Annotated in this window: 20 protein-coding genes; 8 read left to right on the forward strand and 12 right to left on the reverse strand. The window is 35.7% G+C overall.

The features are described from left to right. Window positions 1–600, reverse strand: a complete 600-nt coding sequence (locus B0A80_RS12110; RefSeq protein WP_070906420.1) for a lipoprotein signal peptidase — start codon at window positions 598–600, stop codon at window positions 1–3. A 123-nt stretch (window positions 601–723) separates the two neighbouring features. Next, window positions 724–939 carry a hypothetical protein gene (locus B0A80_RS12115; protein WP_089077437.1) on the reverse strand — a complete coding sequence of 72 codons (216 nt, stop codon included), beginning with the start codon at window positions 937–939 and terminating at the stop codon, window positions 724–726. A 179-nt stretch (window positions 940–1,118) separates the two neighbouring features. Between B0A80_RS12115 and B0A80_RS12120 the strand changes: the two genes are divergently transcribed. After that, a complete protein-coding gene (locus tag B0A80_RS12120; protein WP_017497679.1) occupies window positions 1,119–1,475 on the forward strand; it encodes a roadblock/LC7 domain-containing protein in 357 nt (118 codons plus the stop codon). A gap of 32 nt (window positions 1,476–1,507) precedes the next feature. After that, window positions 1,508–1,888, forward strand: a complete 381-nt coding sequence (locus B0A80_RS12125) for a hypothetical protein (RefSeq protein ID WP_017497678.1) — start codon at window positions 1,508–1,510, stop codon at window positions 1,886–1,888. Between the two features lie 257 nt (window positions 1,889–2,145). On the opposite strand, the gene B0A80_RS12130 is transcribed toward B0A80_RS12125, so the two are convergent. From B0A80_RS12130 to gdhA, 5 genes are all read right to left on the reverse strand, one after another. Then, window positions 2,146–2,526, reverse strand: a complete 381-nt coding sequence (locus B0A80_RS12130) for a TraR/DksA family transcriptional regulator (RefSeq protein ID WP_017497677.1) — start codon at window positions 2,524–2,526, stop codon at window positions 2,146–2,148. A gap of 6 nt (window positions 2,527–2,532) precedes the next feature. After that, entirely contained in the window at window positions 2,533–5,934 is a 3,402-nt protein-coding gene (gene ileS / locus B0A80_RS12135; RefSeq protein WP_089077438.1) for an isoleucine--tRNA ligase, read from the reverse strand. 130 nt (window positions 5,935–6,064) lie between these two features. Continuing rightward, window positions 6,065–6,778 (reverse strand): DNA repair protein RecO, encoded by a 714-nt coding sequence (gene recO / locus B0A80_RS12140; protein WP_089077439.1) that lies wholly within the window; start codon window positions 6,776–6,778, stop codon window positions 6,065–6,067. Between the two features lie 138 nt (window positions 6,779–6,916). Beyond that, window positions 6,917–9,199, reverse strand: a complete 2,283-nt coding sequence (gene porZ / locus B0A80_RS12145; protein WP_089077440.1) for a type IX secretion system anionic LPS delivery protein PorZ — start codon at window positions 9,197–9,199, stop codon at window positions 6,917–6,919. Window positions 9,200–9,333: 134 nt separating this feature from the next. Next, window positions 9,334–10,677, reverse strand: coding sequence for an NADP-specific glutamate dehydrogenase (gene gdhA, locus B0A80_RS12150; protein WP_070906416.1), 1,344 nt, complete (start codon window positions 10,675–10,677; stop codon window positions 9,334–9,336). Window positions 10,678–10,958: 281 nt separating this feature from the next. Here gdhA and B0A80_RS12155 point away from each other — a divergent pair, with 281 nt between their 5' ends. After that, entirely contained in the window at window positions 10,959–11,744 is a 786-nt protein-coding gene (locus tag B0A80_RS12155; protein ID WP_017497672.1) for a THC0290_0291 family protein, read from the forward strand. A gap of 76 nt (window positions 11,745–11,820) precedes the next feature. Here B0A80_RS12155 and B0A80_RS12160 read toward each other — a convergent pair whose 3' ends face one another. Next, window positions 11,821–12,963 (reverse strand): cystathionine gamma-synthase, encoded by a 1,143-nt coding sequence (locus tag B0A80_RS12160; RefSeq protein ID WP_017497463.1) that lies wholly within the window; start codon window positions 12,961–12,963, stop codon window positions 11,821–11,823. Window positions 12,964–13,068: 105 nt separating this feature from the next. Between B0A80_RS12160 and B0A80_RS12165 the strand changes: the two genes are divergently transcribed. Beyond that, a complete protein-coding gene (locus tag B0A80_RS12165) occupies window positions 13,069–13,812 on the forward strand; it encodes a DUF3298 and DUF4163 domain-containing protein (RefSeq protein WP_017497462.1) in 744 nt (247 codons plus the stop codon). A 65-nt stretch (window positions 13,813–13,877) separates the two neighbouring features. On the opposite strand, the gene B0A80_RS12170 is transcribed toward B0A80_RS12165, so the two are convergent. From B0A80_RS12170 to B0A80_RS12185, 4 genes are all read right to left on the reverse strand, one after another. Then, window positions 13,878–15,029 (reverse strand): ATP-binding protein, encoded by a 1,152-nt coding sequence (locus B0A80_RS12170; RefSeq protein ID WP_017497461.1) that lies wholly within the window; start codon window positions 15,027–15,029, stop codon window positions 13,878–13,880. 74 nt (window positions 15,030–15,103) lie between these two features. Next, window positions 15,104–15,493: a four helix bundle protein gene (locus B0A80_RS12175; protein ID WP_089077441.1), complete on the reverse strand. Its 390-nt coding sequence runs from the start codon at window positions 15,491–15,493 to the stop codon at window positions 15,104–15,106. Between the two features lie 35 nt (window positions 15,494–15,528). After that, window positions 15,529–16,281, reverse strand: coding sequence for an SDR family NAD(P)-dependent oxidoreductase (locus tag B0A80_RS12180; RefSeq protein ID WP_089077442.1), 753 nt, complete (start codon window positions 16,279–16,281; stop codon window positions 15,529–15,531). 119 nt (window positions 16,282–16,400) lie between these two features. Next, complete coding sequence (locus B0A80_RS12185) at window positions 16,401–17,273, reverse strand: aldo/keto reductase (protein WP_089077443.1); 873 nt, start codon at window positions 17,271–17,273, stop codon at window positions 16,401–16,403. A 212-nt stretch (window positions 17,274–17,485) separates the two neighbouring features. Between B0A80_RS12185 and B0A80_RS12190 the strand changes: the two genes are divergently transcribed. The 4 genes from B0A80_RS12190 (at window position 17,486) to B0A80_RS12205 (ending at window position 22,200) form a co-directional block, all read left to right on the forward strand. After that, window positions 17,486–18,490, forward strand: a complete 1,005-nt coding sequence (locus B0A80_RS12190) for an AAA family ATPase (protein ID WP_070906412.1) — start codon at window positions 17,486–17,488, stop codon at window positions 18,488–18,490. Between the two features lie 80 nt (window positions 18,491–18,570). Then, window positions 18,571–19,434, forward strand: coding sequence for a DUF58 domain-containing protein (locus B0A80_RS12195; protein WP_017497456.1), 864 nt, complete (start codon window positions 18,571–18,573; stop codon window positions 19,432–19,434). A 130-nt stretch (window positions 19,435–19,564) separates the two neighbouring features. Further along, window positions 19,565–21,199 (forward strand): hypothetical protein, encoded by a 1,635-nt coding sequence (locus tag B0A80_RS12200; RefSeq protein ID WP_070906411.1) that lies wholly within the window; start codon window positions 19,565–19,567, stop codon window positions 21,197–21,199. Beyond that, window positions 21,199–22,200 (forward strand): vWA domain-containing protein, encoded by a 1,002-nt coding sequence (locus B0A80_RS12205; RefSeq protein WP_017497454.1) that lies wholly within the window; start codon window positions 21,199–21,201, stop codon window positions 22,198–22,200. The genes B0A80_RS12200 and B0A80_RS12205 overlap by 1 nt, the downstream gene beginning before the upstream one ends. Window positions 22,201–22,266: the final 66 nt, after the last annotated feature.

Raw genomic sequence — 22,266 nt, forward strand, 5'->3', positions numbered from 1 at the left:
TTATGCTGTTTTAGGAAATGCTCTTTTATTAAAAACCAGTAATATACCTACTCCTGTAGAAATTGCTACATCGGCAACATTAAAGATCGCATTAAAAAAAGAAACCTCTTCACCCCCCCATAAAGGAAACCAGGCAGGCAAAGTACCTCTCCAGATCGGAAAATAAAACATGTCTACAACCAAACCATGAAACCAAGTTCCATAAGGTTCAGGCGAGAAAAGTGTCGCCAAATTACCATGACTGGCATCAAAAATAACTCCGTAGAACACTGAATCGATTATGTTTCCGGCTGCTCCGGCAAAAATCAAAGCAATGGCAACAATTAAATAATTAGAATAACGCTTCTTAACCGAATCGGCTAACCAGTATCCAATTCCAAATACAGCAAAGATTCTGAAAACGGTCAAAATCAATTTACCATATTCTCCGGGAATTTTAGTTCCCCATGCCATTCCTTCATTTTCAATAAAATGAATTCTAAACCAGTCAAAAACTACCACTTCATCCCCTAGAGCAAAGTTTGTTTTTACATAGATTTTTGAAAGCTGATCAACAATTAAAACTAAGAATATAAGCAAATACGCTTTTCGTAATGACATTTTATTAAATTTTGATGCGCAAAAATAACAATTTAATCAAAAAAAACGCTCCCAATGGAGCGTTAATTGTTTTTGAGGACAAACGAGCAGGTATTACATCAATTCATCACCCATATGGAGAATCTATTTTCTAACATTTGACTGCGCTGACTTTTTAGGAGGATCAGCGAAGAATTCTGAAATCGACTTAAAGAGCCCTTTCCCTTCTTTTCCTGCTGCTGCATTTTTAGCCTCAGCTTTTTTGACCTGCGTCTTAAACTGAATACGAATCTTTTCAAATTCTTTCATTCTGTGCTCCACATCAGAGCTTACCTCTTTAAATTTCAACACTTTAGCCATTTTACAAGATTTTAATGTTAAATAAATAAAATTATTCATGATTTGGTATTACAATGATACATAATTTAATTTATATTTGTTAATAAAAATTAACACTTGTTTAGATTAAAAGATCATATTTACCCTTTATACGGTATTAAAACGAAAAGAATTTAACAACTTTCTTAAATCCTACAAATATGAATGAAATCACAACTACTCTAAACGATTTTCTGCTTCATACCAAATCTTCCGCAGCATTAATTATCAATGGAAAAGGAAAACTAATCACATCACTTCACTTAGACTATGCAGACAGTATTGCCGCAATGAGCTCTGCCATAGTATCGATGAGCGACAAATTATTATTAGATCTTGAAAAAGGTTCCTTAAAACAACTCTTTTTAAAAACCGCCGAAGGAGTTATTATCGGAAACAAAATAAGCGGCACAAATTTCATTATTACATTTTCAAAAGACGGAAGCAATCTGGGTTTATTATTACGATCGACCGAGGAAACTGCTGCTGAGTTAAGCAAAAATTCACTGTTAAAATAACATATTTCTATTAACACCAAACCCCGAAAACTATGAGTAATGACTTTTTAAACGTTTTTTTGAATGAAATGAAAACTAACGTAAACGGCTTTATTGCAGTAGCTGTAACAGAAATCGAATCAGGATTAAGCTTTGGAAACCTGACAACAGACCCGGCATTTGATCCTGAACTTGCAGCAGCGTACAACCTGGAAGTGGTTAAAGCAAAATTAAGCGCAGTAAAAGCTTTAAATTTAAACCAGGAGATCGAAGACATTTTGATTACACTTTCGAATCAAATTCACATCATCGATATTTCTCCCAACAAAAAATTCATGATCTATCTTGCCGCTGACTCTACTAAAGCAAATTTAGGAATGACAAGAGCTGTTTTAAGAAAACACAAATTAGAACTGGAAAAAAATCTGGCTTAATTACAGGCCTTCTTTTTTAATTAGAACTGCCTTCCAAACTGGCAGTTCTAATTATTTTTACTTGTTTTAATCCCAAAAACTATCGCCTAAAAAATTCCTACAAAAAGCAAGCACTATTTTTTCACTACATTTAGTCCTTTTGTAATTGAATTCTTTATTTAGTATTCCGTTACTCCTTAAACAAAACCATTTAAACATTAAACAAAAAAACGCCCCTGGTAAGGAGCGTCTATTTTATGGAGTATTAAAATTGAAAATTATCTCTGCAAGTTTTTAGCTTCGATACTCATTGTAGCATGAGGAACGATTTTAAGCCTTTCTTTGCTGATTAATTTACCTGTTACTTTACAAATACCATAGGTTTTATTTTCAACACGGAACAATGCGTTTTTTAGATCGCGTATAAACTTTTCCTGTCTGATCGCCAACTGTGAGTTTGCTTCTTTAGACATTGTTTCGCTTCCTTCTTCAAATGCTTTAAAAGTTGGAGAAGTATCATCTGTTCCGTTATTCAAATCGTTCATATAAGCACTCTTTATTAAATCCAGATCAGCTTGTGCTTTTTGTATTTTGCTTTGAATTATTTCTTTGAACTCTGCTAAATCAGCATCAGAGTATCTTGTAATTTCATCTATCATCTTATATTATTTTGAAATTAATATCATTGTTTTAATGTCATCAAATTCAATTTCTGTGCCGTTTTCCAAAGCGTCAACAAAAACCAAATCATCAGTCAATGTCTCAGACTTAATATAGTCTTCATTTTTTAGAATTGCCTCTTCTAAAAGGCCACTTCTTTTTATTTGAACTTTAATTTTATCGGTAACCTCAAATCCTGAATCTTTACGAATATTTTGAACTCTGTTTACCAATTCTCTCGCGATTCCTTCGTTTTTCAATTCTTCTGAAATTGTGATATCAAGTGCAACCGTAATTCCATTTGAATTTGCAACCAGCCAGCCTTCAATATCCTGAGATGTTATTTCGACATCTTCTAAGGATAAAGTTACGGTATTTCCTGCAATTACAATATCCAATGCTCCCTGCTTGTCCAATTGATTGATTTGATCTGCCGAAAAAGACTGTATCTCTTTGGAAATCAACCCCATATCCTTGCCGAAACGTGGCCCAAGAGCTTTAAAATTAGGTTTAATCTGTTTCACCAAAATACCTGAATCGTCGTCTAAAAGCACAATTTCTTTAACGTTAACTTCTGCTTTTACAAGTTCAGAAATCGCTTCAATTTCGGCCCTCTGATTCTCGTCAAGTACCGGAATCATTACCTTTTGCAAAGGTTGACGTACTTTAATCATTTCCTTTTTACGGAGTGACAAAACCAAAGATGATATAGTTTGCGCCTTCTGCATTTTGCTTTCTAACGTTTTATTAACAAAGTTTTCGACAAATTTCGGGAACTCTGCCAAGTGAACACTGGCAAATTGCTCTGTTTGCGTCGAACCTGTTAAATCGCGGTATAATTTATCCATGAAAAAAGGAGCGATCGGAGCACTTAACTTACTTATCGTTAATAAACAAGTGTAAAGCGTTTGATAGGCTGCAATTTTATCATGAGCGTATTCTCCTTTCCAGAAACGACGACGACACAAACGAACGTACCAGTTACTTAAGTTTTCCTGAACGAAGTCAGAAATAGCCCTTGCTGCTTTCGTAGGCTCATAATCTTCATAACATTCGTCAACAAATTTTATCAAAGTATGTAATTCCGACATGATCCACTGATCGATTTCCGGTCTTTCGTTTAACGGAATTTCAGCTTCTGCATATTTAAACCCATCAATATTGGCATATAACGAGAAGAATGAATATGTATTATACAGGGTTCCGAAGAACTTTCGGCGAACCTCAGCAATTCCTTCAATATCAAACTTTAAGTTATCCCATGGATTTGCGTTAGAGATCATGTACCAACGTGTGGCATCAGGACCGTACTCCTTAATTGTTTCAAAAGGATCTGTTGCATTTCCTAAACGTTTCGACATTTTTTGTCCGTTTTTATCCAAAACTAAACCATTCGAAACGACATTTTTGTACGCAATTTTATCGAAAACCAAAGTCCCGATTGCATGCAGTGTATAAAACCATCCACGAGTCTGATCAACACCCTCTGCGATGAAATTCGCAGGAAAATCTTTATTCTCATCGATTTTATCTTTATTCTCAAAAGGGTAATGCCATTGTGCATAAGGCATCGCTCCCGAATCAAACCAAACATCAATCAAATCGCTTTCACGTTTCATTGGCTGGCCTGAAGCTGAAACCAAAGTGATTCCGTCAACTACATTTTTATGCAGGTCAACTAAATCATAATTTGATTCAGACATATTTCCGATTTCGAAACCTTTGAATGGGTTTTCTTTTTGAAAACCTGCTTCGATAGATTTTTCGATCGCATTATACAATTCTTCAACAGAACCAATAAGAACTTCTTCTTTCTTGTCTTCTGTTCTCCAAATTGGCAACGGAATCCCCCAATATCTAGAACGAGATAAGTTCCAGTCGTTAGCATTTTTCAGCCAGTTTCCAAAACGTCCTTCACCAGTAGACTTAGGCTTCCAATTGATAGTTTCGTTCAGGTCGAACATTCTATCTTTGACATCGGTTACTTTAATAAACCATGAGTCTAGCGGATAATATAATAGCGGCTCATCAGTTCTCCAACTGTGTGGATAACTATGTACGTATTTTTCAACCTTAAAGGCTTTATTTTCTTCTTTTAATCGAATAGCAATTTCAACATCTACAGAACGCTCTGGCGCCTGACCTGCATCATAATATTCATTTTTCACATATTTTCCTGCCAAATCACCTACATGAGCAGTAAATTTCCCTTGTAAATCTACTAAAGGAACTGCTGTTCCATTTTCGTCTAAAACCAACATTGGCGGCACTTCCGGTTTTGCTTCTTTTGCTACTTTAGCATCATCAGCTCCAAAAGTAGGTGCCGTATGCACTACTCCTGTTCCATCTTCTGTGGTAACAAAATCTCCTGTGATTACTCTGAACGCATTTTCAGGATTCTGATAAGGCAACACGTATGGCAATAATTGCTCATAACGAATTTCTGCTAAATCAGCTCCTTTTGCTTCCGCTACAATTTTATACGGAAGCTGTTTGTCGCCGTTTTTCACTTTATCAAAATCAGCATCGTCTTCACTGGCAAAAAATCCTTTTCCGAATTGTTTTCCTACCAGGTTTTTTGCTAAAATCACATTGATTGGCTCAAAAGTATACTGATTGAACGTTTTTACTAAAACATAATCGATTTTTGGTCCAACTGTCAAAGCGGTATTCGATGGTAATGTCCATGGAGTAGTCGTCCAGGCCAGAATGTGAATATCTCCAAAACCTTTCAAAAATGCAGGTAATGTTTCCGGTAACGTTTTAAATTGTGCTACGATTGTAGTATCCGTAACATCACGATACGCTCCGGGCTGATTTACTTCGTGAGAAGACAATCCTGTTCCTGCTTTAGGTGAGTAAGGCTGAATTGTGTATCCTTTATACAACAAACCTTTGTCGTAGATTTGCTTCAAAAGCCACCAAACCGATTCCATATATTTTGGCTTATAGGTCACATACGGATCTTCCATATCTACCCAATATCCCATTTTTTCGGTCAAATCATTCCATACATCGGTATAACGCATTACGGTTTTTTTACACGCTTCGTTATATTCTTCAATAGAAATAGTTTTACCAATATCTTCTTTTGTAATTCCAAGTTCTTTTTCGGTACCTAATTCTACAGGCAATCCGTGAGTATCCCAACCGGCTTTTCTTTTTACCTGAAAACCTTTTTGAGTTTTGTAACGACAGAAAATATCTTTAATTGCGCGAGCCATCACGTGGTGAATTCCCGGCAATCCGTTTGCTGAAGGCGGACCTTCAAAAAACACATAAGGCTCAGCACCTTCACGGGTACTTACACTCTTTTCAAATATATTTTCTTTCTTCCAAAAATCAAGTACTTCTGACGCTACTGTTGGCAAGTCAAGTCCTTTGTATTCAGTAAATTTTGTGCTCATTTTATACTTTTCTTAAACGAGGTGCGAAAGTAAGGAATTTTGAGGAATATAGATAAAAGATGTTTAAAAAAAGCGTCCGGATAGAAAATTTCTAATAGATCTCGTAAAAAAGATTGCCGATTTTAAAAAATTAAGAAAAAATCTCCTTTAAAACCTCTAAAGATTTTGGTTTTTTAAATCCTTCCAAATGAAAACTGTAGTAATCAATAAGGATTTTCAGTAAAATTTGCCTTTCCGCTACATGAAAAACCTTCTGATCGTTTTCGAATTTAAGATCTATCAGTTTCTTAAAAAGATTTGTTTCATGTTCCGTCAAAGTATTCGCCCCATGAAACAAAGTAAAAACGCCGTCAATCATTTCAAAATAAGAAAATTCGACTTCTGAAACATCAGGATAAAAACCAAAATACTTTGTAGCTTCCAAAAGCAGAATCAAATGAAAATTCGAAATTTCATCATGGTGGTCGAGCCAACTCAGTGCTGTCTCTAAAAACACAAAAAAGGCTTCATTTTTTTCTTCTTCCTGAATGGAATAATGAAGCATTTCAGACAAAAACATAACCATCGTACTTTTTACAAGATCGGTATGAATACTTTGAAAAGGCACTGCTGTTTTAATCTCTTTAAAAGTTTCTAAAGTCCCTTTATTCTTATGCATCGCCTCAATTTCCAGAACGGACAATGGCTGAAAATAAGCAATTTTCTGACTTGCTTTCCGACTCAAAAAGGCATCACGTACAAAATAAGATTTCAATCCGTGTGAAAGTGTAAAGCACTTTACGATCAGACTTTTCTCCTGAAATTTTAACGATGAGATTACTATTGCTTTGGTTTTGACTAGCAAGATTAGATTTTTAGATTATTAGACTTCTTAGATGTTAGATTTCTTAGATTATTGGATTTTTAGACTATTGGACTGCTTAGATGTTAATTCTTTCTAATGATCCAACAATCTAAAAATCCAATTATCTCAATTAGCAAATTACCTAATTATCATTATCTTTTTTACTTTAGTTTCACTTCCGTCTTCGGCTGAAATAAAAACCATATAAACGCCGGAAGCAACTTTATACTTTCCGAAAGCAGTCGTGTCCCATTCGATTGTTCCGCCTGATGAAGTAGTTTCGTAAACTAAATTACCTTCGATGTCTGTAATTTTTATATTGGCTTTATCAATAAGTCCGGCAACTTTTACTGTTCCGGCATAGTTAGGGCGCACGGGATTTGGATAAACGTAAACATTATTCAAATCTTCGTTTGCTCCTGTTGCAATTCCTTTAAACGAAATCATTCCTTTGTTGGTCGCAATAAAGACTTCACCGGTAGCACTATTAATTTTGACATCGTTTATTACATTACTTGGCAAAGGCGAATTGTTTATTGTAAAATGATATTTTGTTTCCTGACCGTTTGACGATACCATGAAAATCCCGGAATCAATTGTACCAATCCATTTATTATTTGCTCCGTCTACTGCAATCGATGTGATAAACTGTTCATAAAGCAGCTCCTGAGCCAAATTGTCTTCCATAATTATAATTGGATTCGCTTTTAGCTGGCTTTCGGTCTGGAAACCTCCAACATTGGATAAAACTCTCAGTCCTTTTGTGGTACCAATCCAAAGTTGATTTTTTGTATCAAGCGCCACAGCTCTCACATCTTCGATTGGTAAATTCCCTAAATCAGCACCGGAAGTAATCTTTTTAAAAGTATTGTTACTTTCGTTAAAAGCAATTACTCCGTCATTACTCGTTGCGATCCATTTGGTATTGTTTCTATCGACCACTATCCCGGCATAATTGGTTGTTTCAGCATCTTTAAGAATTGCACTTGTCGCATAACTTTGCCATTTTCCATCGGTTTTCAAAACTTTTAATCCGTTCTTAATCCTACTGTTAGTGACCCACAAATTTCCCGTTTTATCAAACACAGTTCCGTTAATACGAACATCAATATAGTTGGGACCTGCGAACGAAATCGATTCTAATCCGCTATTTTTTTCATTGTACAATAAGACCGGGATATCGTTTTCTATTTTCAATAACCCGGAGAAGAAGGAACTTACAAAAACCTGTTTTTCATTACTGGGGTTCGTAATTACCCTTGTCATTGACTTCGCTCCAAAAACCCCTGAGTAAGGAATGTTTAGCCAGCCCGAAGTACTATACTTACTCACTCCATAACTGTCTAGCTCATACGGATTGTAAAAAGTATCATAATCCCCATACACTGCCCAAAGCGCATTAGGACTTACATCTAAAGAAAAAATATTATTTCGAACCGGTCCTGATGGTGTATTCTCCTGAAAAGCGGAAGTTCCTGAAAGTGTCGATGAAAACAATCCCTTTTCTTTTGTCCCTATATATATTTGATCTCCAACAACACTAGAACAGGTAAAATTCAGCGTATTATCCAAGACCTGTGTATTGGTAATCTGACGCATCAATACCATTTGATTGTTATACACATAAACAACATCCGGCGTCGTGATTATTAGATTATGATTTACAGTACGCATATCGACTGAAGGTTTTGGAAGCTGTAAAAACCCAACAAATGAATTGGAGTTGTATCGGTGTATGAATCCTGCCGAACTTATCGCAATCAGCTCTGAATCCAACGATTCAATACTGCTCCAGTCACCGCCGTTTACCAGACTCCATTGGTTAAAATCAATAAGATTAGCATTTGTACTGTTGGCTTTTTTAATTCCGTTTGAAGTCGCAGCATAAAAGAATCCATTAAAATAAGCCGTTTGTCTTACTCTAACTTCGGCACCATTATCTCCAATAAAATAAGTATCTCCAAATTTCAGACTAGTTAAATTGAACTGTACAATTCCGAAATCGCACGAAACATAAACCACTCCCTTATATTCCATAAAATGGTTAATTCTTTTCAGGTTGGACGGTAATTGTTTATTTATGATATCAATGACCTTTAATATACTGCCATCGGTTTCATTTACCACAATCATTAGTCCGTTTTCGTATCCAATTATGGTTTTCTTAAATTCTTCACTATGGTATGAAGCAGAAATGGTCTGCCCGGAAAGTCCATCGACCGTTGTAGTCATTTTAACTGTGTTCAGAGCTGTATTTTTAGAGAAAAGAGCATTCTCTGAAGCTACAAAAACAGTTGTTGAAGATTGCGAAATATCTTTTATCTCGTTAAACGAAAAATACCCCTGCCAGGACAATTTATTCTGAGAGAAACAAAATTGTACTACCAACAAAAGTAAAACATACAAAAACTTTCTTTTCATTATTTGATAAATTCAGATAGACAAATATACTACAAACGAAAGTATTTGATTTTTGTTCTCCTGCAAATAAAAAATGCCTCCGATTTGTCTTTAAAAAAGACAAATGGAGGCACTAAAAAACTATAACTAAAAAATTATACTACACCCTGAGCAAGCATAGCATCGGCAACTTTAACAAATCCTGCAATGTTAGCTCCTTTTACGTAGTCAACATAACCTGATTTATCCGAACCGTATTTTACACATGAAGCATGAATTGCTAACATGATTCCTTTTAATCTTTCGTCAACTTCTTCAGAAGACCAGCTTAAACGCAATGAGTTTTGCGACATTTCAAGACCTGAAGTTGCAACACCACCAGCATTAGAAGCTTTTCCCGGAGCGAATAAAATTTTAGCATCAAGGAAAACAGTAACTGCCTCTGGTGTAGATGGCATATTTGCTCCTTCTGCAACAGCAATACAACCGTTAGCCACTAAAACCTTAGCTTCATCACCATTCAATTCGTTTTGAGTTGCACATGGTAATGCTACATCACATTTAACTTCCCATGGACGTTTTCCTTCTACATATTTTGCATTTGGATATTTCGCCACATACTCACTAATTCTTCCTCTAAGCTCATTTTTCAGCTCCATTACGAAAGCTAATTTTTCAGCATCGATTCCGTCTGCATCATAAATATATCCTGCAGAATCTGACAATGTAACTACTTTTGCTCCTAATTGAGTTGCTTTTTCAGTTGCGTACTGTGCTACGTTTCCAGAACCTGAAACAGCAACAATTTTCCCTTCAAAGTCATCTCCTTTAGTTGCCAACATACTTTGAGCAAAATAAACTGCTCCGTAACCTGTAGCCTCAGGACGAATTAATGATCCTCCGAAAGAAATTCCTTTCCCGGTTAAAACTCCGGTGAATTCATTTCTTAATCTTTTGTATTGACCAAACATATATCCTACTTCTCTACCACCTACTCCGATATCTCCGGCAGGAACGTCAGTATCAGCTCCGATATGTTTTGAAAGTTCCGTCATAAAACTTTGACAGAATTTCATGATTTCATTATCTGATTTTCCTTTTGGATCAAAATCAGATCCTCCTTTACCACCACCCATTGGCAATGTTGTTAAACTATTTTTGAAAGTCTGCTCGAAAGCCAAAAACTTCAAAATACTTAAGTTAACAGAAGGATGAAAACGCAAACCACCTTTGTAAGGTCCGATTGCTGAGTTCATCTGGATACGATATCCTTTATTAACCTGGATTTCTCCTTTGTCATTTAACCAGTTCACTCTAAACAAGATAACACGTTCAGGCTCTACCATACGCTCTAAAAGCATTTTGTTCTGGTATTTTTTATTTTCTTCAATAAAAGGAATTACCGTTTCGGCAACTTCTAAAACTGCTTGTAAAAACTCTGATTCATTCGGGTTTTTTTGACTAACCGAATCCATAAAAGCGGTAATACTTTGTGACATGATTATTAGATTATTAACATTTAAGAAAACGTTTTCGTTATTTACGACAAAGGTAATCGAAAATGACATTTATTGAATATTTTTTTACGATTCTCTTAAACTTTTATTCATTATCCACTAAATCAAGAAAAAAGATATTTTAGGTTTTGCTTTTTAAAGTAAATTACTACCGATATATCTAATATTTTAATATTTTTAATAAATATTCATCAATACAGCTCTTTATACTTCTTAGTTCCTCCTCTTTTTATATATTTGCCGGGATTTGAAAGCCCAAACCTATGCTCAAACCTATAATACTCACGTTATTTGCCTTTCTGGGCATCTCAACAGTATCAACCGCACAATCAAGACTGGCTCACGAAGTTGGTTTAATATTCGGCCCTGTAACTTTTCAGTCTGATTTTGGAGAAAGAAACGACCTGGACACTAATCTTGGAAATACAGGATTTGGAGTTGGATTGGTTCACTTTATCAATTTTTCCACCAACAGTAACAGAGAACGATTCTTTTCGGAACATTTCAAAGTGAGAACAGAACTTTCATTCAATAGTACCAAACTGAATCATTTTGGAAAATGGATCGAGAAAAAACCTGAAACACTAGGTGTTAGACAACTCAAAGCCATGCAAGGAAAATCGACTGTAATAAGTCTTGGATCCCAACTGGAGTTTTCTCCCCTGAAAATACATTATTATGAAAATTCTGTAGGTGCTTTCAGTCCTTATGTCAGTTTAGGTTTCTTGGTAAGTTATTATACTACAGAAGTTAGTTCGAGTCTTGGCAAGTTGGGAAGTCCCGAAGCTACATTTCCTAAGTACCAGACTCCTTCAGATGGTCGACAATATGGCTTTTCGAGTGAAAATGGTATTGTTTTATCGGGTACTGCCGGAATAGGTGTTCATTATAAATTAAATGAAATGAGCGATTTAATGCTTGAAGGTCGTTTTCAGGCTTTTAGCTCCGACTGGGTAGACGGTCTAAATCCGAATAAGAAAATTTACAAAGAAAACAAATCAAACGACGCTCAGATTTGGTTTAATATAGGATATATTCAATACTTATAATTTTATAAATCCCAAATAAAAAATCCCAAATTCCAAAATAATACAAATTGGAATTTGGGATTTTTTTATGCTTTTTTTATGCTAAAGCCTGCTCTAAGTCGGCAATTAAGTCTTCGGCATCTTCAATACCAACGCTCAATCGAACTAAGTCATCGGTAATACCCACTTCAGCTCTTTTATCTGCCGGGATCGATGCGTGTGTCATCAAAGCCGGATGATTGGCCAAAGATTCCACTCCACCTAAAGACTCCGCCAAAGTAAAAACTTTCAGCTTCTCTAAAAAAGCAATTGAGTCTTCTTTTTTCCCTGATTTAAAAGTAAAAGATACCATTCCTCCAAAAGCTTTCATTTGCTTTTTGGCAATTTCATGAAAAGGATGGCTTTCTAAGCCCGGATAATAAACCGTATCGATCTTAGGGTGCTTACTTAAATATTGAACCACTTTTTCTCCGTTTTCACAATGTCTCTGTACTCTTAACGAAAGTGTTTTGATGCCTCTTAAAACCAGGAAGCTGTCCATTGGCCCTAATGTCGCTCCGGTCGCAAATTGCTGAAAATGCAGCTGATCTCCTAAAGCTTCATCTTTGACAATTAAAGCACCCGCAATTACATCTGAGTGTCCTCCTAAATATTTTGTTGCAGAGTGCATTACGATATCAGCACCCAAATCAAGAGGTTTTTGCAAGTAAGGAGTAGCAAATGTATTATCGACAGCAAATAAAATATTGTTGGCTTTCGTAATTTTGGCTACTTCCTGAATGTCTGCTAATTTCATTAACGGATTAGTTGGCGTCTCCACCCAGATCAATTTCGTATTTTCATTGATTAATGATTTCAGTTTTTCGATATCTGTCATATCCACAAAGTGAAACTTAATTCCTGAATCTTTATATATTCTGGAGAACATTCTGTAAGTTCCTCCATACAAATCATCCATTGCGATAATCTCATCACCGGCTTTAAACGATCTCAAAATACAATCTGTTGCTGCTAAGCCTGATGAAAAAGCCAATCCACGAGTACCATTTTCAATACTAGCCAAAGCATTTTCTAAAGCTGTACGTGTTGGATTTGAAGCACGACTATACTCATAATCCGCCAAAGGCTTACCCGGACTGGTTTGTATAAAAGTTGAAGTTTGATACACCGGAGGCATAACCGCTCCTGTAGCCGGATCATGATGCTGACCCCCATGTATTACTTTAGTATTGAATTTCATATGTTTATAAATTTTAAATCCTTAATTCTGCTACAAATTTACCGTTTAATTTATTTTAATCCTGACACAACTTCTTACCTTTGTATATAATTAACATTTTTTGACATGAAACATTATCCTTTTATACTCTTTTTGCTTTTAACGTTTGTAAGCTGCAGCAAAGAACTTTCATTTGAAAATGAGTCATTTGAAAAAGAATCTACAATCCCCTGCGAAAAGGACTGCCCGAAAATAACGATCGACGTTCCTATTGCAAAAAATATTCCTGTTGTTGCCGACAGTATTAATAAAAAAGTTTTCTCCGTGATAAAAGAGATCGTCTATTTTGAAGAAGATCCCAAAAAAGCTAACGACTACAAATCTTTGGCAGCCTCTTTTATAGCTTCTTATGAAGAAATGCACAAAAAATTCCCAACAGAAACTTTCGGATGGGAAGCAACCGTAAAAGGGAATGTCGAATTTGAATCTGATGAGATTATCAATATCAAAATTGATCACTATACTTTTACCGGAGGTGCACACGGTTATCAAGGATATCGCTCCTTACTGTTTCATTCCAAAACCGGAAAAACAATTTTCATCGATCAGATCTTTAAAAACGAAAAAGAATTTATGGCTTATGCCGAAAAGGAATTCCGCAAAAAATATAAAATCCCTGAAAAATCAAATATCAATGCAACTGGTCTAATGTTTGAAAATGATAAATTCCACCTGCCACAGAACATTTTTTATACGAAAGAAGGATTGCTCTTATATTACAACTCTTACGAAGCCGCTTCTTATGCCGACGGGCCTAAAGAGCTATTGTTTCCGTACGATGAAGTCAGCAAGTATTTAAAGTACCAATAATTTTAATCCAAAGCCGCATAACCTAAAAAACCTTAGAATCTCAGAATATTAGCAACTTAGAACCTCTATTTAGCCCCTTCCTGAACATCGTATTTCATCTTACGCAAAACTCGAAGCGCCTCTTTAAAGGACAGGTAAATATTACCAAAAGGTTTTAAAAGCAGTTTGGCATCAATCAATTTTTGTTTGGCATCCTCAAAACCATTCAGATGACAGATCATAAAAGTAGAAGGCAGATTTTCCAGATCTTTTAATTCACGCTCTGACAAAGCGATCCCTTTCTGAAGTTTTTGGAGTAGCGCGATATTTGAATTGTAAATATGATACAACATTTTCCGATTGAATTCCGGGGGCTGAAAAAGCATTTCATTTTCAATTTTATAATAACCGTTGTCAAAAAAATGAATGGTTTGCTTCTCCAACGGATAATAACTGGTCTTGTCATTTAACCCCAACGGAACATATTCTGTTATGGTAAAACTATCTTCATCATAAACAATCGTAACCACATCCTGAGCAGAATAAAAAAGCTTAATCTGTTCGTTTATCAACTCAATATCAACGCGGGATAAGAATGTTTTATCTCTGGATTTTTTAGGAACTCCTGCCCAGCAGATCACAAATAATTCTTTAAAAACATGGTACTTAGGCGACATGTCTTTGTGTCTGAAATTCATAAAATCAATTACCCCGTCAAGTGTGTACTGAATACTGTTTCTTGAGCTGTTTTCGATCCCGATGACCGTTTCTGTATTTTGATAGTTCTTTTCGACCTCGCCTTCAACAGGAACAGAATTACTTCCGCGCCGCATAAAAACACTATTGGCAAGAATGGTATGAATTCCTTTTTTAAAATAAGAGATTTTACTTTTGGGTTTAATCGTCACCAATCCGATTACTTTATCTTTTGGAAGATTGGGAAACGGTACATTCTCGTATTGAATTTTAGGCGGATTTTCTAAAAAGGCATTCACGAGATTCTGAATTCGGCTATCATCAAAAAAATCATCCCCAACGATTTCGTTGTCGTGATCTTCCACCCCCACCACGATATAAGAATTATTGGTCGGGTTTGAATTGGATAAGGCACAGATATGTTTCAGGAATTTCCCTTTTCCTTCCCGCGAATGCAGATTCAGTTGCCTTTTCTTATCATAAAAACTACTCTCGTCGTTATGAGCGAGCAGGTTTTTTATCAAAAGGCGTTTGTTGATCATGTGAATATTGATTATTTTCTATTTCTATTATTTATTATTCAGATTGCTCACTATTCATTATTTCAATCTATTAATCAATCGTATTTTGAACCTTTCTTTTCTGAAACCTTTAAGTAATTAATGAATTTAGAAATTTGATCAATTATAATTTGTGCATTAGCATTTAACTCTAAAAATGTAATCTCATTAATATACTTTCTATCAAAACATCTTTGCAATTGAGCTTTTGTTTCACAACATGATCCTCTGGAGTAGCTTAAAAAAGTAATAAACTCTTTATTACCCCCTCGACCAAAACCTTCCGCAATATTATCCATCACTGAACCTGAAGACCCATTAATCTGTTCTCTCAACTTAAAATCCTGACCTAAAGCTGTTGTCAAAATTAAATTCCAAACTTGATTACTTTGTTCCCTTGCCAATTTATAAATCACCATTTCTTCAAAAGAACTGTAATTTGCCATATTTTAAATAATAAAAAATAGAAATAAATAATAATTTAATCTCTCTTAACAATTGTCGACGAGGCTTGTGCCGTACTCATGACCACTAAATCAGCAATATTAACGTGATACGGTCTTGAAACTACAAAATGAATAATATCTGCAATATCTTCTGCTTGCAGCGGATCGAAACCTTTGTATACATTTAAAGCTCTCTCAGTATCTCCTTTAAAACGTACTTCACTAAATTCGGTTGCCACCATACCGGGATGAATTCCTCCAACTCTAATTCCGAAAGGATTTAAGTCGATTCGCATTCCGGCTGTAATCGCATCAACGGCATGTTTACTTCCGCAATACACATTTCCGTTCGGATATACTTCTTTTGCGGCTGTTGAACCAATGTTTATAATATGACCTGATTTTTTGGCTGTCATTTTCGGAATCACCGCTTTTGAAACGTATAAAAGTCCTTTTACATTGATGTCAATCATAGCATCCCAATCGTCTAAATCACCGGTCTGAATCGGGTCTAAACCATGAGCATTTCCGGCATTATTAATCAAAATATCAATATCTGAAAAGGATGCAGGAAGAGAAGCAATTTTTTCAAGAACATCTTTTTTGTCCCGAACATCAAATGCTAAAGAATGTACTGCTGTAAACTCAGAAAGTTCTTTTTCAAGTTCGTTTAAGCGATCCATACGTCTTCCGCAAAGGATCACTTTAAAATTGTTTTTGGCCAGTATTTGTGCGGTTGCTTTTCCAATTCCGCTTGTGGCTCCAGTAATTAAAACTGTTTTTTTCATTGTATATTTTTATTTTTTTGCCACAGATTAATCAATCATCTCTAATCCGTTAATCTGTGGCAAAATATTTTTAGCATTTTCCCTGAATACTCAAATCTGAATACGGAACACTTAAAAACTTAAGCAACATCGTCGCCCATGCTTTCTGTCCAGATCGCAAACCAGTCTTCTTTATCCATTTCCAATTCTACTGCTTTCATCAACGACTGAATTCTGGCAATATTAACAGTTCCCGCAATCGGAATTACCTTAGCAGGATGTTTTAAAATCCAAGCCAGTAAAAGGGTATCCGAACCAAATCCGTATTTCTTCACTAAATCCGAAAAAAGCTTTTTCAAACGACGTGTTTTTTTAGTGTCTTCTCTAAAAACCGTTCCAAGCGGATTCCATGACAAAGGACGAATCCCGTGAGTTTGCATATAATCGAAACTTCCGTCAACCATCGGTTCGAAATTCGTTGCCGAAAATTGCACCTGATTATAGCTCACTTCGGTTTTCTGACGAATCAATTCGGTTTGAGAACTTGTAAAATTCGAAAGTCCGAAATCAATAATTTTCCCTTCTGATTTTAACTTTTCAACGGCTTCCGCAATTTCATCAGTCTGCATCAACGGACTAGGTCTGTGCAGTAAAAAAACGTCCACATAATCTGTCTTTAGTTTCTTTAGTGATTCTTCAACAGACCACACAATATATTCTTTAGAGTAGTCGTAATGTTTGATTGTATTTTTACGGCTTTCGGCAATCATCTGAATACCGCATTTGGTGATTAATTGTAATTTTTCACGTGAAATTTTACTGGCCTGAAATGCTTTTCCAAAATCCGCTTCAGTAGTATAAGCTCCGTAAATATCTGCGTGATCAAAAGTAGTAATTTTGTTTTCGATACAGATCTGTATCATGTTTTCCATTTCTTTAAGCGTTAGGTTTTTATCCCATACACCCCAATTCATAGTGCCCGAAATAATAGGCGATAATGCTGTTTTACTCATGATTTTATTGCGTTATTTTTGGTAATAAATATGCTTTTCTGAAGCATAATCACCAAAGTTCTTAAAAATATAAAAATAGATTCCCAATTCGTCCTTAAAATTAGGTCTTTGGTCGAAGTTTTAACCATTTTTTAACATCTTACTTCTCAAAAAATATTCAATTTGCACTCTCAAAAGTTAGGCATAAAAATCAAGGTTTTAAAAATATTTATATGGAAGAAAATACAACGACTTTAGACATTAGAGCGATAAATGACAAAATTGAAAGAGAAAGTGCTTTTATAGACCTTCTTACAATGGAAATGAACAAAGTTATTGTGGGCCAAAAACATATGGTCGAGCGTTTACTAATCGGACTTTTAGGACAAGGGCACATTTTGCTTGAAGGTGTTCCGGGATTAGCCAAAACTTTAGCGATAAATACATTGTCGCAAGCGGTTCAGGGATCGTTCAGCCGTATTCAGTTTACTCCTGACTTATTGCCTGCCGATGTTATTGGAACAATGATTTACAACATCAAAGCCAACGAATTTTCCATTAAAAAAGGGCCAATTTTCGCTAATTTCGTTCTTGCCGATGAGATCAACCGTGCTCCCGCAAAAGTACAATCGGCACTTTTAGAGGCGATGCAGGAAAAGCAGGTTACCATTGGCGATACCACTTTCAAATTAGATCGTCCGTTTTTAGTTCTTGCTACCCAAAACCCTGTCGAGCAGGAAGGAACTTACCAGCTTCCTGAAGCGCAGGTCGATCGTTTTATGCTTAAAACTGTAATTGATTATCCAAAAATTGACGAAGAGCGTTTCGTAATTCGTCAAAACTTAAAAGGAAGTTACGAAAAAGTAAATCCTGTAGTTTCTGTAGAGCAAATCTTGCGTGCACAAGAAGCTGTTCGTGAAGTTTACATGGACGAAAAAATAGAAAAATACATCTTAGATATCATCTTTGCTACCCGTTATCCGGAAAAATACAAGCTTGCCGACTTAAAACCTCTTATCAGCTTTGGAGCATCACCACGTGGAAGTATCAATTTAGCTAACGCAGCAAAATGTTATGCTTTCATCAAACGTCGTGGTTATGTAATTCCTGAAGATGTTCGTGCAGTAGTACACGATGTTCTGCGTCACAGAGTTGGTATCACTTATGAGGCTGAAGCCGAAAACATTACTTCTGTAGACATTATCAACAAAATCGTAAACGAGATTGAGGTACCTTAAAAATTTGTTTCAAGTTTCAGGTTTCAGGTTGTTGCAAGACTAACTTGAAACTTTAAAACTTTAAACTTTAAACAAATAAAATGGATACAAAAGAGCTTTTAAAAAAAGTACGGAAAATAGAAATCAAAACCAAAAGACTGAGTAATCATATCTTTTCGGGAGAATATCACTCTTCCTTTAAAGGGCGAGGAATGACTTTTAGTGAAGTACGTCAATACCAATATGGCGATGATATTCGTAACATCGATTGGAATGTAACGGCGCGCTACAACGAAGCTCACGTAAAAGTTTTTGAAGAAGAGCGTGAGCTAACCATGGTTTTAATGGTAGACATCTCGGGCTCTGAAGGTTTTGGCTCAAAAAGTCAGTTTAAAAAAGACATCGTCACCGAAATTGCGGCAACGATGGCTTTTTCGGCTACACAAAATAATGATAAAATTGGTTTAATATTATTCTCTGACAATGTAGAGTTGTATATTCCCCCAAAAAAAGGACGTTCTCATGTACTCCGAATCATTCGTGAGTTAATTGAATTTGAACCAAAGAGTCACAAAACCGATATTTCGCAAGCTTTGAAATTCCTGTCCGGAACACAAAAAAAGAAAGCGATCGTCTTTATGATTTCCGATTTCATGGCCGAAAATTATGAGCAGACTTTAAAAATTGCTTCTAAAAAACATGATATCACCGGTGTTCGTGTGTATGATATCCGTGAGGAAAAAATTCCGAATTTAGGAATGGTAAGTATGCTGGATGCCGAAACAGGGAAAATTCAATTGGTAAATACCGGCTCAAAAACAGTACGACTGAATTACGAAAAACACTATCAGGACAGAGTGAATTATTTCAAGGATATTTTTAGTAAATCCGGAGCTGGTGTCGTAAATACAAGAGTCGACGAAAATTACGTGACCAAATTATTAGGTTATTTCAAATCAAGATAATTTAGATTGTCAGACTGTTAGATTACACGAATTATAGAATCTTTAGATAAAAAAATCCGTTTAAATCTGTGTCATCCGTGTTCCATTTTTAAGCATTCATTTTAGACCAAAATCTGAAATCAAAAACCAAATGAAATTAAAATTTTACATATTTTTATTTTTACTTTCCTCAGCTGTTTTTGCGCAACAAAAACAAGTTGAGACAAGCATTGATACAACAAAAAATAAAATTGGTGCCGAGTTTAAACTAACTCTTAAAACAGTTGTAAGTTCAAAATCTAAGGTTGTTTTTCCCAAACTAAAAAACATTGGTCCTTTAGAGGTTATTCAATCCTATCCTATCGACACTGTTAAGAAAAATGACACTTACGAACTGATTAAAAAATACGGATTAACCCAATTTGATTCCGGAAAATATACTATTCCGTCTATTAAAATTTTAATTGACAAGAAGCCATACGCAACAGATTCTATTCGCGTTGAAGTGGCCAATGTAAAAGTCGATACGTTACAGCAAAAAATGTACGACATCAAGGACATTACAGCTGCTGACAATTCGATTGGTGACTGGTGGATTTATGTTTTGATTCTGATTCTAATTCTTGCCATCGGAGCGTTTGTTTATTGGTATGTTAAGAAACATCAAAAGAAAAAGATAGAAGAGGAAGTTTACAAAACTCCTATCGAAAAAGCGACTAGTTTATTGAACAATCTGGAGCAGAAAGAACTGGTACAAAAAGGAGAAATTAAAGAATACTATAGTGAATTGACGGATATTGCCCGAAACTACATCGAGGAGGCAATTCATATTCCGGCAATGGAAAGCACCACTTCTGAATTGATTCAGGCCATCAGAACTGCTTCTACCAAAAAGAAGATGACTTTAACACCGGAAACCGTTGAAAACCTAGAACGTGTTTTACGTCAGGCAGATTTAGTGAAATTTGCAAAATCCAAACCCTTAGAGTTTGAAATCACAGAAGACCGAAATAAAATTCAGAAAGTAATCCTGACACTTGATAATGCTATTCCAACCGAAGTACCGGCAGAAGAAGAGGATCAATTATTGAACGAAGCACAAAAACAAAAACAGATAAAACTTCAGTTGTTAAAGAAACGCAACAAACGTATTGCGATCTCAGTAGGATCTGTTTTATTTTTACTGATTGCCACCACTGCCTTCTTTATCGTTACAAAAGGTTTTAATTATGTAAAAGATAATGTAATCGGACATCCTTCAAAAGAATTATTAGAAGGGGAATGGGTAAAAAGTGAGTACGGAAACCCAGGCATCCTGATTGAAACTCCTAAGGTTTTAAAACGTATGGATACTCAAAAAGTCCTTCCGAAAGAAACTATGGCCCTAATCAAAGAAATGCAGCTTTTCGCCTACGGAAGTATGGTTGGAAACTTCTACGTAACCGTTTCTACCAGCAAGTTTAAGAATCCTGTAGAGCTTGACTTAGCCAAAGCATTAGAAGGTTCTTTAAAAGTTATTGAAGCTCAGGGCGGACAAAATATTATTGTGAAACAAGAAGATTTCCAAACCAATGAAGGTGTTCAGGGACTAAAAGGATACGGAACCATGACCGTTTTCAATCCGATTGACAAAACAAGTACAAAAGCATATTATGAACTTTTACTTTTTAAACAAGATCAGGGATTACAACAGATCTTGATTTTACACGAAGAAGGAGACACCTATGCCAATGATATTACAACCAGAATATTAAATTCTGTAGAACTTAGAAAAGCGAGTAACTAATGGATAAGATAACTTTTTTAAATCCGGAATTTTTTTGGTTGTTTCTGTTAATCCCAATTGCGATCGCTTGGTTTTTCTGGAAACGCAACCAGCAATCGGCGACTTTAAAAATGAGTTCAACTCAGGGTTTCAAAAACAGCGAATCGCTATTGACCAAATTAAAACCTTGTTTATATGTTTTCAGGATTATCGCTTTAAGCTCTTTAATTATTGCTTTAGCGAGACCAAGAACAGTAGACATCAGCAATCAGACCAAGACCACGAAAGGGATTGATATCGTAATGGCAATTGACGTTTCGGGAAGTATGCTGGCCAAAGATTTAAAGCCAAACCGTATGGAAGCTTTAAAAAGAGTCGCGGCAGATTTTGTTGGGGAAAGACCAAACGACAGAATCGGATTAGTTTTATATGCCTCAGAAGCTTATACCAAAACTCCAGTTACAAGTGATAAAGCCATTATCTTAGAAGCTATAAAAGGAATCAAATACGATACAGTGCTGCAAGACGGAACGGGAATTGGAATGGGATTGGCAACCGCTGTAAATCGTTTAAAAGACAGTAAAGCAAAAAGCCGTGTGATTATTTTGATGACTGATGGAGTAAACAATGCCGGTTTTATCGAGCCAGAAACTGCTTCTGACATTGCGAAACAATACGGAATAAAGGTCTACACGATCGGAATTGGTACCAACGGAATGGCTCCGTCGCCATACGCATACGCACCAAACGGAGGTTTCCTGTTTAAAATGCAAAAAGTAGAAATCGACGAGCAATTGATGAAAAGTATTGCCCGTAAAACAGACGGAACTTACTTCAGAGCTACCAGCAACGATCGATTAGCCGAAATATACAGTGCCATCAATAAACTCGAAACTACCGAAATACAGGAACTAAAATTCTACGATTACGACGAAAAGTACCGAGTATTTGTTTTACTTGCCGCCTTTTTGTTAGTATTGGAAGTAGGATTAAGAAATACAGTTTACAGAAGCTTCATTTAATTTTGAAAAAATTATAAAATTCCAATAATAAAATTCCAAATAACAAATTGGAATTTAGGAATTTAA

Origin of the sequence: Flavobacterium tructae (assembly GCF_002217475.1) — a bacterium.
GTDB lineage: Bacteria > Bacteroidota > Bacteroidia > Flavobacteriales > Flavobacteriaceae > Flavobacterium > Flavobacterium tructae.